Origin of the sequence: Eikenella sp. NML120348 (assembly GCF_001648435.1) — a bacterium.
GTDB classification, from domain to species: Bacteria; Pseudomonadota; Gammaproteobacteria; order Burkholderiales; family Neisseriaceae; genus Eikenella; species Eikenella exigua.
On sequence record NZ_LXSP01000003.1, the window covers coordinates 1 to 14475 of the forward strand.

At 52.8% G+C, this 14475-nt stretch carries 8 protein-coding genes and 2 pseudogenes; 3 read left to right on the forward strand and 7 right to left on the reverse strand.

Annotation, left to right across the window (positions count from 1 at the left end):
* The first annotated feature begins 284 nt into the window (after window positions 1–284).
* The 3 genes from A7P99_RS05055 (at window position 285) to A7P99_RS05065 (ending at window position 3772) form a co-directional block, all read left to right on the forward strand.
* Complete coding sequence (locus A7P99_RS05055; protein WP_153705625.1) at window positions 285–1511, forward strand: paraquat-inducible protein A; 1227 nt, start codon at window positions 285–287, stop codon at window positions 1509–1511.
* A 90-nt stretch (window positions 1512–1601) separates the two neighbouring features.
* The gene (gene pqiB / locus A7P99_RS05060; protein WP_067686719.1) at window positions 1602–3239 is read left to right on the forward strand and encodes an intermembrane transport protein PqiB; all 1638 of its coding nucleotides are present in this window, start codon (window positions 1602–1604) and stop codon (window positions 3237–3239) included.
* Complete coding sequence (locus A7P99_RS05065; RefSeq protein ID WP_067686722.1) at window positions 3239–3772, forward strand: membrane integrity-associated transporter subunit PqiC; 534 nt, start codon at window positions 3239–3241, stop codon at window positions 3770–3772. The genes pqiB and A7P99_RS05065 overlap by 1 nt, the downstream gene beginning before the upstream one ends.
* 84 nt (window positions 3773–3856) lie before the next feature.
* Here the strand turns inward: A7P99_RS05065 and A7P99_RS05070 are convergent.
* The 7 genes and pseudogenes from A7P99_RS05070 to A7P99_RS05110 all read right to left on the reverse strand — a co-directional run bounded on the left by A7P99_RS05070 (window position 3857) and on the right by A7P99_RS05110 (window position 14289).
* Window positions 3857–4429, reverse strand: a pseudogene (locus A7P99_RS05070) (beta-class carbonic anhydrase).
* Between the two features lie 265 nt (window positions 4430–4694).
* Window positions 4695–5102, reverse strand: a complete 408-nt coding sequence (locus A7P99_RS05075) for a bacteriohemerythrin (RefSeq protein ID WP_067438342.1) — start codon at window positions 5100–5102, stop codon at window positions 4695–4697.
* A 253-nt stretch (window positions 5103–5355) separates the two neighbouring features.
* Window positions 5356–6195 (reverse strand): OmpA family protein, encoded by an 840-nt coding sequence (locus tag A7P99_RS05080; RefSeq protein ID WP_067528458.1) that lies wholly within the window; start codon window positions 6193–6195, stop codon window positions 5356–5358.
* A gap of 89 nt (window positions 6196–6284) precedes the next feature.
* Window positions 6285–11612 (reverse strand): YadA-like family protein, encoded by a 5328-nt coding sequence (locus A7P99_RS09660; RefSeq protein ID WP_231866518.1) that lies wholly within the window; start codon window positions 11610–11612, stop codon window positions 6285–6287.
* Between the two features lie 30 nt (window positions 11613–11642).
* Window positions 11643–11759: pseudogene (locus A7P99_RS10680) on the reverse strand (ESPR domain-containing protein); the annotation flags it as partial.
* A gap of 890 nt (window positions 11760–12649) precedes the next feature.
* Window positions 12650–13042, reverse strand: a complete 393-nt coding sequence (locus A7P99_RS05105; RefSeq protein ID WP_067449182.1) for a hypothetical protein — start codon at window positions 13040–13042, stop codon at window positions 12650–12652.
* Between the two features lie 44 nt (window positions 13043–13086).
* Window positions 13087–14289, reverse strand: a complete 1203-nt coding sequence (locus A7P99_RS05110) for a beta-ketoacyl-ACP synthase III (protein WP_067687070.1) — start codon at window positions 14287–14289, stop codon at window positions 13087–13089.
* Window positions 14290–14475 lie beyond the last annotated feature (186 nt).

Below are 14475 nucleotides of genomic sequence, written 5' to 3' on the forward strand. Positions count from 1 at the left end.
CCGCCACCACCAATGCCAGCTTGTTCCACCATTCCCATTCGCTCATTTTGAACCAAGCCATTTCGCTTTCTCCATTCGGTGTTCAGGCTACCTGAAAATATGCCTACCCGATTTTTCAGGCAGCCTTCTCCCCTGCCAAGGCTACCTGAAACCTGCTAAGCTATTGCTGCCAATCCGCTTTGGGCTATAATCACTATTTTTCATTATCTTCCGGTTTCCTTTTGAAATTCGCCACCCGCTTGCGCCGTGCGCGCCGCTACCGGCTATATCAGCCGAAGGCGGTAATGCCGGCACACTATATTTCCTGCCATTCCTGCGGGCTTGAGCTGCGCCTGCCGCCGCTCAAGCCGGGGAAAGCGGCGTTTTGCCCGCGCTGCGGCCATCCGCTGGCGCGTGTGGAAACCAACCCGTTTCTGCTGCCACTGGCGCTGGCTTTGGCTTCGCTGATTATGCTGGCGGTGGTGTTTTCCGGGCTGTATATACATGTTACGGTGTTGGGCCTAGAGGTGCCGCTCACTATGCCGGAAATGATGAAGGTGCTGATTTTGCAGAAATCCGGCTTTTTGGCCGAGGTGATGTTTGTGCTCACCTTCGGCGCGCCGTTTTTCTTCTGCCTGCTGTGTTTGTATGTGTATGGCGGGCTGCTGTGGGGCAAGCCGCCGCCTGGTGTGCTGCGGGCCACGCGCTGGCTGGTGCGGCTGCGCGGCTGGATGATGGTGGATGTGTTTTTTATTTCCACGCTGGTGGCCTACATCAAGCTAGGCAAAGTGGCGGAAGTGCATTTCGGGCCGGCGTTTTATTTGATGTTTGTGCTGTCCGTGCTGCTTATCCGCATTGCGCTTTCCGTGCCGGAGCATTGGGTGTATTACCAAATCCGGCGGCTGCGTGGGGATAAGGATTTGGTGCGACCAGAAGGCGGCTCGGTGTTTTGCGGCAAGTGTTTGTTTGAGCGGCCGGCACACGAAACCGAATGCGAAATTTGCGGCTCGGGGCTGCACAAACGGCGGCCAAACAGTCTGAGCTTGAGCTTGGCGCTGTTGATTACTTCTGTGATTTTGCTGCTGCCGGCCAATCTGATGACGATTATGGTGTCGTCCAACCCCACGGTTATCGAACGCAGCACGATTTTCAGCGGTATCCAGTTTATGTGGCGCGACGGCGACCACTACATCGCCATGATTATTTTCAGCGCGAGCATTATGGTGCCGTGGCTGAAGATTATCGCCATGGGCGTGCTGCTGTATGCGGCGAAGTTCGGCACCAAGATGGCGCCGCAGAAGCTTTCCAAGCTGTATTTGCTTACGGAGTCCATCGGGCGCTGGTCGATGATTGATATTTTCGTCATCATCATGCTGATGTCCACTTTCCGCACGCACATGGCGCGGGTAGTACCCGGACCGGCGGCGCTGTATTTCTGCTTGGTGGTGCTGCTCACTATGCTGTCGGCACATTTTTTCGACCCGCGCCTGATGTGGGACAAAGCTGCCCAGCGCAACACAAAGGCTACCTGAAACCGTTAGGGCTGCCCGAACCATTTTCAGGTAGCCCCAACGCAGCATAGGCTACCTGAAAACCTCTTCCATAAAACGCAAAATCACACAATGAATAAACATTCTTCCACACGCGAACCACAGGCAAAAATCCGCCGCAACCGCAGTTTTTCCTTTATGGTTTGGCTGATTCCGCTCATCGCCCTCTTCACCGGCGGCTGGCTGCTGTTCGACCACATCCGCAACACCGGCCCGGAAATCACGCTGTATATGAGCAATGCCGAGGGCATTGAAGTGAATAACACCGTGATTAAGGTGTTGGATGTAGACGTGGGCCGCGTTACTGCCATCCACCTGCGCCCCGGCCAAGAAGGCGTGGCACTCACCGCCCAGCTCACTGGCGAAGCAAAAGACATGATCCGCAAAGACAGCCAGTTTTGGATGGTGAAACCGCGCGTGGACCAAAGCGGCATCACCGGCTTGAGCACGCTCGTGTCCGGCTCGTATATTGCCCTAATGCCCGGGAAAAGCCCGGAAGAAGCACGCGAATTCACCGTGGCCGATGTGCCGCCCGTGTCTGCCTTCGCCCAAGGCGGCCTGCGGCTGCGCTTAAAAGGCGGCAGCGGCAAAATTCTTAGCAGCGGCAGCCCGGTGATGTACCGCGACATCGTGGTGGGCATCGTAGAGGGCGCGAAATTCGATCCCGTATCCAAAACCACCGACTACCAAATCTTCATCGGCAGCCCCAACGACAAACTCATCGGCAACAATGTGCGCTTCTGGCTGCAAAGCGGCCTCAAAATCGAGCTCGGCGGCAGCGGCCTCAAAGTGGATACCCCTTCCCTGCCCGCCCTGACTTCCGGCGCCATCGCCTTCGACGACCCGCCCGACGGCAACAAAGGCAGCCAGGTGGGCAACAACACTCTCTTCCCCCTCTATGACAGCCGTGCCGACGTGGACAACCAAGCCGACGCACGCTCGCTGTATTACGTGGTCTTCTTCAAACAAAGCGTACGCGGCCTGGCCGCCGGCGCGCCCGTGGAATACAAAGGCATCCCCATCGGCACGGTAACCGACGTGCCCTATTTCAGCCGCAACGACAGTCTCAACCTGTTCGACAACGGCTGGGTTCCCGTGCGCATCCGCATCGACCCCTCACGCCTCGAAATCAACGCCGACAGCCAAAGCAAAGAAGCCTGGGCCGACCAAATCAGCCGCGCCCTCAGCAAAGGCCTCAGCGCCACCCTGTCCAGCAACAACCTGCTCACCGGCTCCCTGTTTGTCGAGCTTTCCGAAGCCCCCGGCCAAAGTGTGCTCAAACCCGCCGCCAGCTATCAGGGCAACACCGTGATTGCCAGCCGCAACGGCGGCAGCCTGGGCGATTTGCAGCAGCAAGTATCCGCCCTGCTCGACAAATTCAACCGCCTGCCGCTGGATAAAACCGTGCGCGAACTCAACGGCAGCCTAACTGAGCTGAAAGGTACGCTCGCCCAAGCCAACCGCCTGCTCGGCCAGCCGCAAACCCAGCAGCTGCCCGGCGAGCTCAACCGCACCCTGGCCGAACTGCGCACCACCTTGCAGGGCGTATCCCCGCAATCGCCCGTGTATGGCGACGTGCAGAAAACCCTGCGCAGCATCGACCGCACCCTGCAGCAGGCCGCGCCCGTGCTCAACACCCTCAAAGAGCAGCCCAACGCCCTGATTTTCAACTCTTCCGCCACCGACCCCACCCCGAAAGGAAGCCGCTGATGTCCTTGTTTGCCAAACTGCCCGTTGCCGCCACAGCCCTGCTGCTGGCCGCCTGTGCCTCTACCCCAGCCCCCCAGTATTTCAGCCTGCCCGACAGCGCCTTTGTGCCGCCCGCCGGCCAAAGCAGCAGCCAAACCGCCGTGCAAATCATCCTGGCCGAGCCACTCGGCCAAGGCGGCCTCGTTTACCAAACCGACGCCCACCGCCTCAACTTCGCCCGCCACCACCTGTGGGCCGCTCCGCTGGATCAAAGCCTTGCCGCCGCCTTCAGCAACCGGCTCAACCGCCACGGCAGCGCCCGCTTCGTGCCTTACGGCCGCGGCAACGGCCTGCCCGTGCTCAAGATTTACATCGAGCAATTCCAAGGCAGCTTCCAAGGCCTCACCCTCGTAAGCGGCTATGCCCAATGGCCAAACGGCCGAACCACCCTGTTCAACATCCAAACCCCGCAGCAAGGCGACGGCTACCCCGCCATGGTGGAATCCCTGTCCCAAGGTCTAACCCGTGCTGCCGACACCGTAGGCGGCCACTAAATACCACGCCACAGACATCAGTAAAAAGCTACCTGAAAACTAAAGCAGCGGGCATGAAGCGCAGGTTATTGGCCAAAGCGGTGTTTACTCGGCGGCTTTTTTATTGCCTTCCATCACCACGGTGAGCTTGCCGGTAGCAGGGTGGATAGCCAAGCCGCATACGGCGATGCACTCAGACATCAGCAGGTGTTGTTTGATGGACTTCACGGTTGGCGTACGCTGTCGTCAGCATTATCGAAGCCGGTGAGTCAGACGTCTAAGTCAATACCAGTATGACGTAGGATGTTGGTGTTCGCCTCCGGAATGCTGGCGGCGCGGGCTTTATTAAACGGGCGATTGGGAGAAAAGCCGTACATGCTGCAGTCATGATGCACCACCACCATGATTTCTTCCACATCTAAATCAAACACAACCACCAAGAGTCTGCGTATTCCTGAACCCCACGGGTGCGGCACTACAGCGCCGGTATTACGGATAACTTTGCCATCGCCGTTTTTCAAGTTTAAGGCGGCATACAGCAGCTCGAAAAATACGTATATCCATGCAGGATAGGATGGCCAGTTTCTTTTCAGGGTATTTATTGCTGAAAAATTCTACGCATTCGCCGCTTTCAACGAAGTGTTTGTTGTGTTTTATAGTTTCATCAAGTAGGTTCATGAAAGCTCCCTTCATAGCTGGGATGGAGCTGCAAAGTAATACGGATAAGTAATGTTCAATATATACCAGAGGAGTAAATCATTTCTGCATTCTATTTAAATGTGCTCCTTAATATAGTCTTCCCAAGTAGGATGAAGACGCCGAACTACAGACAAAAAACAGTAGCAAGACAAGGCAACACCGTATCATTCCTATTCTGGATGGCCATACAAACAGGCTACCTGAAACGATTTTCAGGTAGCCTATGGAGCGAAATCTACTCAGATTAAGAGCGGATGCCGGATGCTTTCACGCTGTCAACGTAGCCATGGTCGTTAATACGGATGTGGCGGAACAACCAGCCTTCACATAAAGTAATTACTTCATCCAAGGCTTCAAGGTCGCCGTTGTGATAACGGGCTTGCAGGGTACTCATACGGTTTACGAAGTTTTGATGCACTTTTCTGTGCTGCTCTACCAGACGGTACTGTGCCTCCTCCAACATCATTTCTTCGTAGCTGAAGTGTTCTACGGTGTAGTCAATCAGGTGTTGGAGTTCCAGCTCGATAGCTTCTTTATCGTTAGCTTCTCTGGCATCATACAACTTATTAGTATAATCAACCAATTGGCGGTGTTGTGCATCGATATCGTCGAGTCCGGTGTCCAAATCGGAAGTCCAATATACGAAAGGCATGGTGTATCCCTCATCAAGTAAACAAAAAATTGATCGCCGCGGCACTTAAACTTCCTTGCCAAGCAGCAACTTTTACATAAAACCGAAAATCCGCCAGCAAAATCCTGACAGGTGAAACAGATATGTAAGAGCTATCTAATTTCAAGCAAGTCTTATGCCAGTTTCCTCCCCTGCAATAAATAAACCTTTCTGCCGAAACAGAAAGGTTTATTTATTGCCAACTGAGTACCAACAAAACTGCCTATAGGCAAGCTTAGCGGCTGCCGTAACCGTCTACTTGGATCTCCACACGACGATTGGGCTGCAGGCAGGTGATCAGCTGGTTGCGTCCTCCGTGGTTATCGCACTGCCTAACTGGCTGGGATTCGCCCATGCCAACTGCGCGGATTTTGTCAGCCGGCAAGCCTTGAGCTACCAAATAACGGCGCACAGTTTCGGCGCGATGCTGCGATAGATTTTGATTATAGGCATCTGAGCCGAGGTAATCGGTGTGGCCGATTACGGTGATGCTATTGAGCTGCTCGAAGTTTCTCAATTTAGCGGCCAATTCGCTCAGCTCTTCGCGTCCACGTGGTTGTAAATCATATTCGCCGCTACGGTCGAACGCAAATAATACATCTGCACTCAGCGTGTAGCGGTGCTGCTGTTGTGCAGGGGCTGCAGACTCTTGCGATAGTGGTGGGCAAGTGGCGTTTTCAGGATCAACAGCACGCCAGTAAGTTTCGTTGCTGAACATGTTTTTGTCGAACAACACTTTGAATTGGCAAGTAGTTACGCCATTGGTACCTTGGCCGGGAGTATGGAAGTGGAACAGGTAGTTCCATTCACGCGGACGCCACATTTCACCGTAGTGCGGACGGCCGATCAGGTAGTACAAATCGTCTTTGGTCAGGCCAGCTCTCACTTGGTTCAGGCTGCCCAAATCAGGGAAGGTGCCACGGGTTTTATTGAGGGTTACCCGATCCCACTTTGGCCATACCGGCTGGTCAGTAGTACCGCTTGAGCTTACTCTTGTTAGTGAGGAACAGGCAGACAATACTATGGCGATAGTGGCCACAGCTGCTGTGCAACGGGCTACTTTAGCAAATTTCATAATTTTTTCCTTTGGGTTGTTTATTTTGGAGAATCCAGTAGGGCTACCTGAAATTTCTATGCTTAGATTTTCAGGTAGCCTCTTTCAGCTTACCACTGATAGCCTGCACCGATAGAAGCACCGAAGTTACCACGTGAATTACCACTGCCGGTAGCTTTAATAATCCAGTTACCGCTATCAGAAATAGTGGAGAAGCCAACGGCATAACCGGTTTCGCCTTTGTAGTAGCCGCCACCCACAGCCACCATGTTTTTGCCCGGCAAGTAAGCCTGCGGCAGGCCTGCAGTGGCAATGGCTTGGGCCACACCAGCATTGGCAGTATTGGCTACATCGTTAACTTTGGCATCCAGAGCAATGATGTTAGCATTGTTGGTACCGCTCAAAGCACCCAGGGCCGCATTCAGCTGATTCACGTTAACTGCATCCGTGCCATCCGTACCTCTAGCAACATTGGTAATTTTGTTGCCGCCGTTGTTCAGACCACCGGTGGTAAGACTAACGGGGTTGCCGCCACCTGCTGCCGGAGTGATGGTTACGCCACTACCGTTGGTAACAGTTTTATTACCAGCTGCATCGGTGGTGGTTACGCTGGTTACGTTCAGGTTCGGGTTCAACGCCAACTGTGTGCCGCCAGCTATAGTGGTGCTGGTAATGTTACTGTCACCTTTCACGTTGATAGTGTCACCCAGCTTGTAGTTGTTGCTGCCAGTAGTACCGCCGAAGTTGATACCTTTAGCCACGTTTTGGTTGGTGGCATACAGCTGACCGCCGTTTACAGCTTCCTTGCTGCCTGCGGCAACAGTACCGTCCGCTACGTTACCTAAGGTAACCGGGTTGCCTGCGGTACCGCCTACTAAGTTCACCCTGTTAGTTGGCGTATTAGTGGGGTTGCCTGAAGCATCGGCATAGGTCATCGGGGTATCAACCTTAACGGTAGTTACGCCGTTGGTACTCGTTACTTTGGCTACAGTACCTTGGCCGTTGGCGAAGTTGACGGTGTCGCCGTGGGTGACGAAGTCCTTATTAACTCCGTTGCCTTGTACGGTGAAGCCAGCGTTCAATACGTCGTTTACGGTAGCGGCATTGTTGCCTTTGCCTGCAAAATCAGCGCGGCTGTTGTTGGCCGGGTTGTTTACAGCATTGGTTGTATCAGCCAGGTTGCTCTTCACATTGGCCAATGTGGTCGGCTCAGTGGTGGAGCCAGCGGCATTCTGCATGCTGGCAATTACATCGCCAGCTGCTACTTGAGTACCTGCGCCGTTAGGCTGGGTGTAGAACTTGCCATCGGTGTGTTTGTACACTTTGCTGCCGTCAGCTTTGGTGTACGCCACTGGGGTTTGGGCGCTCTGCACCACAGATTGGGCATTCAGGGCGTAGGTGTAGCTCTGATTGCCATTGCCGTCCACCTCCTGTTTCACAGTCAACCCGTTGCCCGCTTTCAGGGTCAGAGTACTGCCGGGTTTGGCGAGCGTAGCAGAATGATTACCCGCTACATTGCCGCCAGCATCGATGTTGAAGCCGCTGTTGTTGATGGCCTTGGCTATATCGCCGGCAGTAGCCAGTTTGTTAGCATCAGCGGGAGCCGGAGCAATCACTTTACCAGCCGGGTTGCCACCGGTGCCGTCGCCCACGTTCAACGCAGTGGTGTCGGCAGCCACTTTGTAGGTGGTACTGCCATCAGCATTTGGCGTACTGCTAACACTAATACCGTTGCCTGCTTCTATCTTGCTGGTGGCTGCTGCTTTAGCCGCATTCAGCTGATTCACGTTAACTGCATCCGTGCCATCCGTACCTCTAGCAACATTGGTAATTTTGTTGCCGCCGTTGTTCAGACCACCGGTGGTAAGACTAACGGGGTTGCCGCCACCTGCTGCCGGAGTGATGGTTACGCCACTACCGTTGGTAACAGTTTTATTACCAGCTGCATCGGTGGTGGTTACGCTGGTTACGTTCAGGTTCGGGTTCAACGCCAACTGTGTGCCGCCAGCTATAGTGGTGCTGGTAATGTTACTGTCACCTTTCACGTTGATAGTGTCACCCAGCTTGTAGTTGTTGCTGCCAGTAGTACCGCCGAAGTTGATACCTTTAGCCACGTTTTGGTTGGTGGCATACAGCTGACCGCCGTTTACAGCTTCCTTGCTGCCTGCGGCAACAGTACCGTCCGCTACGTTACCTAAGGTAACCGGGTTGCCTGCGGTACCGCCTACTAAGTTCACCCTGTTAGTTGGCGTATTAGTGGGGTTGCCTGAAGCATCGGCATAGGTCATCGGGGTATCAACCTTAACGGTAGTTACGCCGTTGGTACTCGTTACTTTGGCTACGGTACCTTGGCCGTTGGCGAAGTTGACGGTGTCGCCGTGGGTGACGAAGTCCTTATTAACTCCGTTGCCTTGTACGGTGAAGCCAGCGTTCAATACGTCGTTTACGGTAGCGGCATTGTTGCCTTTGCCTGCAAAATCAGCGCGGCTGTTGTTGGCCGGGTTGTTTACAGCATTGGTTGTATCAGCCAGGTTGCTCTTCACATTGGCCAATGTGGTCGGCTCAGTGGTGGAGCCAGCGGCATTCTGCATGCTGGCAATTACATCGCCAGCTGCTACTTGAGTACCTGCGCCGTTAGGCTGGGTGTAGAACTTGCCATCGGCGTGTTTGTACACTTTGCTGCCGTCAGCTTTGGTGTAGACCACCGGCAGCTGGGCAGACTCGGCCAAGCCTTGGGCGTTGACACTCAGATCGTAGTTATCTGCGCCAGTTGTTCCATTGGTCGTTTTGGTGACCGTAAGGCTGCCGTTGTTAGAAGACACCGTGGTTCTACTGGCTTGAATGGCTTCGTGAATGTTGCCCTTACCTGTGCCACCAATATTGTTCATGCTGAGTTTACCATCGGCACCTACGGCTGCATTACCACCCAAAATATTCTTCATGCTACCAGCCACATTGCCAATCACCGTTTGTGTGGCATACAGCTGGCTGCCATTGATGGCATCGGTGCTGGTGGCACTGATGCGGCCCGCGGCCACATTGGTAATTGTACGTTTTTCACTGCCATTACCAACACTTACTGTCGCAACAGGATTGGTTCCCGCAAAACCACCGTAAGTGATATTGCCTACCGTTGCAGTATTTGTACCTACCGCATTTTCAGTAGTCGAAGAACTACCCAATGCAACAGACTTAGAATGGGTTGCCGATGCGCCAGAACCGATGGCAGTACCATATTGTCCAGCACTTTCTACTTTTGCACCCGCACCGATAGCAACACCGCTGGCGGCTGCCACCTTAGCCTCAGTACCTATAGAGGTGGAGCTACCCTGAGAAGCAATAGCCTTAGAACCGATAGCTGTTGCGCTATCCGCTTTGGCTTCAGCACCTTGTCCTAATGCGGAGGAATCAATACCGTCAGCTTTCGCATTACTGCCGAATGCCGAACTGCGTAATTTTGTTGCTGTTGCCGCACTCCCGATTGTGGTCGCATCATCGGCAGTCGCAATTGCATTCGGGCCGACCACGACCGTCCTTTCGCCGGTAGCCGAGGACTTATAGCCAATAGCGATATTATTATTTTTAGTAACCTTGGCTTCACGACCCATTGCAATAGCTTGTGCAGCATTAGCAGCAGCCGATTCCCCGATAGAAATCGCAGCATCACCCCCTGCATTAGCCTCTCTACCAACTGCAACAGAACTTCGTCCTCCAGCCTTCGCATCATTAGCTAATGCTACTGCAGCATCTCCCATAGCTTTGGAACCGGTACCGACCGCGGTGGAATAACCGCCCGTAGCTTTTGCATGTGCGCCATTACCGATAGCAACCCCATGCTTGGTTGATTCAGCCGTATTACCGATTGCGGTTGCGCCCATTCCGTTTGCACGAGTTGTCGTACCAATACCCAGCGCATCTCGTCCTGTCGCTTGAGCATCATTACCAAACGCAACAGTTCCTTTATCCATTGCCTTGGCTGCAGAACCTACGGCTACTGAATGCTCTGCAGAAGCAGACGCATTTACGCCAGCGGCTAGTGCATGCGTACCTGTTGCGCCGTCGTTGTTGTAGTTTCCGTCGGTAGCACCACTGCCTTTTACACTATAGTAATGCGTTTTCGCAGCACCAATCTGGTTTTGCAATCCTTGCGTTACATAAAACAGCTGGCTGCCGTTGATGGCATCGGTGCTGGCAGCATTAATAGCGCCTGGAGCAACGTGTTTGATTTGGCGCTCGAAACCTGCCGTACCAATAGAAACCTGGTCACCGGCAGTCACGCTGCCGCTGCCAGCAAACGGATTAGCCGCGCTGCCATAAGTGATTGAACCCACGGTTGCCGTTTTTTCTGACGTAGCCGCTGCAGCCGTGGTGCTGCCCGCGCCCAATGCAACCGCATTTTCTTTCGATGCATTGGAGCCCACGCCCAGTGCCAATGACGCCACGCCCGAAGCAGCAGAACGCGTACCGAATGCAGTGGAAAGACTACCGCTCGCTTTGGCCTGCACGCCGACAGCTACAGCCGCCGTACCCGACTCAGTGGGAATGAACGGTGCAGCGGTATTCTGCACCAACTCATCGCCTGTCAGCGCCTTGTACTTCTTCGCCACGTCGGATTGATTGAAATTACCACCAGCATCCTTCGACACAGCATTCAAATCATCGCCGCCGATAGCTACGGAAGAATCGCCTCTGGAAATGCTGTTGTTACCGATTGCAGTAGACTGGGCACCAATCGCCTGAGTCGACGGCCCCAAAGCTACGGCCTGCCCACCGGATGCCTTGGCACGCACGCCATAGACCACGTCTTCGTTGCCAGTTGCCTCTGCCGCCCAGCCGATGGCTACCGTTCTGAGCCCAGTGGATTTGGTGTCTACACCGATAGCAATAGATGCCTCTTTGTTATTGGCCTCATTTAAAGTAATGCCAGTACCCATGCGAATGCTGTTCGATGAACGATACAGGTTACCATTGGTATCTTTATATTCGCCGTTCTGAGTGAAGTTGGGATCAACCCCGTTCGTGCCACGGTTACCGATGCCAATAATGCCGCTGTTGACATCCAATCGGCCGCCCAAGGTCAGGTTTTTGGCGCCATTATCGGTAGTATTAGCAGGAGCATTTACAGTGCCATAGAACAAAGTGCGGTTGGTCTGTGTATCACGGTTTTCCGCGCCAGTCCCATTGATCGGCTTACACGGGTTATATGTCGGCGTTATGCCAAAAAAAGTAGGATTCGGTACTTGCACAGTGCCTATACCCCGCAATGGCGTATGAATGTTTGTACCCATGATGGCATATTGAACAGCATTTGTACTGTCAGCAAGACCTGTACAGTTAATATCCCGACCGTCGTTAAAATAGAATCCAGCTTCGGCATTAGCCTGACCGGCTACAGCAGCCACAGCCAATACTACTGCGGAAGAAACAAAGCGGGACATTCTAATGCCTACTCGACTCAAAATAGCCCCACTAATACCATTTGCACTTATAATAGAGGCCGACTTGCCATGCGCCTTAGCTGTTTCCTGCACAGCCACCCAAGTGTTGGTACATTCATTCCATACGGTACAGTAAACTTTGTTCATATAATTCAGCTTCCTAACTTTCCAAAATTAAAGAATCAAAAAATAAAACACATTAAACAACGGAAAAGCCCATCGGTTGATTTACATCAATCACCATCGATTTCTTCCTACGCTTGTCAGGTCATACAAAACTTAAATTATTTTTGCAGAGTGCCTTTATTTTATTCAAATAAATTCAATAGACTACGTATTCTAAACCCGTGGGCAAATTGAGGCTGGCATAATACAGGCAGTTAACGTATCATCCTAGCCGCTTATCGCTTGGTTGGATTTCTTTTACAAAAACTTGCAACAAATTTGTAACACTCTCTACTTATACAAGCCACATCAACTACACATTTCAGGCGGTTTTTAGGTAGCGAACATAATATTATAATTCCTGGATATACAAACACTTAAATACCACCTAAAAACCAAGCATAAATACGCTCGTTTCCTATTGCCCGAGCCGAAGCTTCACTTTATTGAGTAACCTCCCTAAGTAAATTACAAGCTATTCCTAGCTTGAATCAACTTGTAGCTTAGCAGCAATATCTATTACAAAATTCTCTATAATACGCAACAAAATAGTAATAAAATATTGTATTGCCATGTCCTCCTAAATTTCAGGTAACTTTCTCCTCCCTACCCTTATATGAGGTTTTAATCGTAATACAACACAAACCTAGATCGTAAATGGCACAGGGCACCGCAAAATCGGGCAAACACAACCCAATGTCAATCGCCCCTAGTCCTTACACAAAAACGCTTGCTTATCATTAGGATAAACAAGCGTTTCAAACTCTCAGCTGTAAAATAAATTTTCAGCAATTGTCTTTACAAAGGCCCTATTACACCCATCGCCTAATACAGAGGAAAAACAAGGTTGCTATCCTGCTCCATCCATCGCCTCAAAACGGTTGCCGCAGTTCGCTCAAGCTGATACCCAACGCTTGGGCGTATTTAGCCAAGGTTTTTTCAGGTAGCCCCTCAAACACGACTGGTTGTAAATGGCGGCGCAGCTGCCAACGCCATACGCCGGCGGCCATAGCCAGGCCGACTTCGTCGTATCGGCTGCGGAACATGTGGTAATACAAAGCGGAACGCTCGCCACGCTCCACGGCCTGCTTGGCGGCTTCGGCCTGTTCCTCCAACTCGGCCACGGCCTGCACAGTGGCGTAGGATTCGTCTTGCCAGCCGGTGCTGGTGGCGGCTTGGTAACGGCCATTGTGCGTGCCATAGATAATTTTTTGATGCCCACGATAGCTGGGGCTGTCGTCTTGCGGAATGTCGTTGATATCCATGCTGAATAGTTCCAAACAAGCAGAATCTGGGTTTTCAGGTAGCCTCAGGCATACACCGCTTCCAGCAACATAAAACAAGTGGAAAAGCGGCCGCTTTCGGGAATGTAGCATAGGATTTTCTGGCCATTTCGGATATCCGTGCGGCGCATAAACTCTTCCAAAATAATGTAAATCGCCGCCGAGCCGGTGTTGCCTTTATAGTGCAGGTTGGTAAACCATTTTTCTTCGGCAATCGGCAGCCCCGCTGCAGCAAGACCATCGGCTAACTTACTGCGGAAGAAATCGGAGGAGTAATGCGGCAGAAACCAATCAATCTCGCCGGCTTGCAGGCCGTGCTTGGCAATCAGACGGCGCAGCGGCTTTTCCACCGTGTAAGCCACGATATTTTCATTCAACAGCTTCACATCCTGCTTCACCACCATCAGGCTGCGCTTGGCGCACTCATCAGCATCGACATCTTTCCAGCTCAGCCACTCCCCACCCTGCCCCACTTCGCCGCCGGCATACATGCACACCGGCATCTCGTTGGCATACGACAGCAAATCAATCCAATGGATTTTAAAATTCAACTGCCTGGCCAGCGGCTCACTGCCCAGCTGCACCGCGCCGGCACCGTCCGACAGCATCCAGCGCAAAAAATCCTTGTTAAACGCAATTTCCGGCTTGGCATCCTGCAGGCGCAGGCTGTCGGTTTCACAACGGAAACGCTCGCCGCGCAATACCGCAGAAGCCGTTTCCGAAGCCGCTGCCACCGCTTCGCTACATTCCCCGGTGCGCACCGCGCGTTCGGCCTGCTTCATCGCCGCCATCCCTGCCGCACACACGCCAGCTGTGCTCACCACCTCGCAGGGTGGAATCTGCGGCAGCAGCCCGTGCACCATCACCGCATGGCCGGGCAAAATCTGGTCGGGGTAAGACGTGCCGCAGGCAAGGCTACCGATTTCGTCCGCACGCAAGCCCTGCCCCAACAAACCACACACCGCCTGCGCAGCCAGCTCCGTGTTGCTATGAGTGGTTTGACGGGTGTGCGGATCAATGGCGTAATGGCGGGAAGTAATGGCATTGGAGCGCAAAATCATCTTGCGCACCCGCGAAGGCATATCCCCCACCATACCGAGCACAGCTTCCATCTGCTCATTGCTCACCGGCGGATTCGGCAGAAACGCAGCAGCGCGCTTGATATAAACATCTGATGGCTTATGCAATTCCAGCTCCCCTTCGATATTATATGATGTGTGTGTGGACATTTTCAGGTAGCCTACAGCGGCATATAGCAAAGGCTACCTGAAACTTAGCAGCTAACGCAAAATAGCCTGAAATGCTAATCATTTCAGGCTGTCGTATTATTTGGCAGGCTTTTATCAAAGCCGCATTCTATGCTCATAATTATAAATGCGAACCGCCATATGCCACATCCTAAACACCAACAAAAG

What these genes read in the sequence shown, in the direction of transcription:
- A7P99_RS09660 (WP_231866518.1), bottom strand. Translation starts at nt 11,612, where the DNA reads ATGTCCCGCTTTGTTTCTTCCGCAGTAGTATTGGCTGTGGCTGCTGTA.
- A7P99_RS05065 (WP_067686722.1), top strand. Translation starts at nt 3,239, where the DNA reads ATGTCCTTGTTTGCCAAACTGCCCGTTGCCGCCACAGCCCTGCTGCTG.
- A7P99_RS05080 (WP_067528458.1), bottom strand. Translation starts at nt 6,195, where the DNA reads ATGAAATTTGCTAAAGTAGCCCGTTGCACAGCAGCTGTGGCCACTATC.
- pqiB (WP_067686719.1), top strand. Translation starts at nt 1,602, where the DNA reads ATGAATAAACATTCTTCCACACGCGAACCACAGGCAAAAATCCGCCGC.
- A7P99_RS05055 (WP_153705625.1), top strand. Translation starts at nt 285, where the DNA reads ATGCCGGCACACTATATTTCCTGCCATTCCTGCGGGCTTGAGCTGCGC.
- A7P99_RS05105 (WP_067449182.1), bottom strand. Translation starts at nt 13,042, where the DNA reads ATGGATATCAACGACATTCCGCAAGACGACAGCCCCAGCTATCGTGGG.
- A7P99_RS05110 (WP_067687070.1), bottom strand. Translation starts at nt 14,289, where the DNA reads ATGTCCACACACACATCATATAATATCGAAGGGGAGCTGGAATTGCAT.
- A7P99_RS05075 (WP_067438342.1), bottom strand. Translation starts at nt 5,102, where the DNA reads ATGCCTTTCGTATATTGGACTTCCGATTTGGACACCGGACTCGACGAT.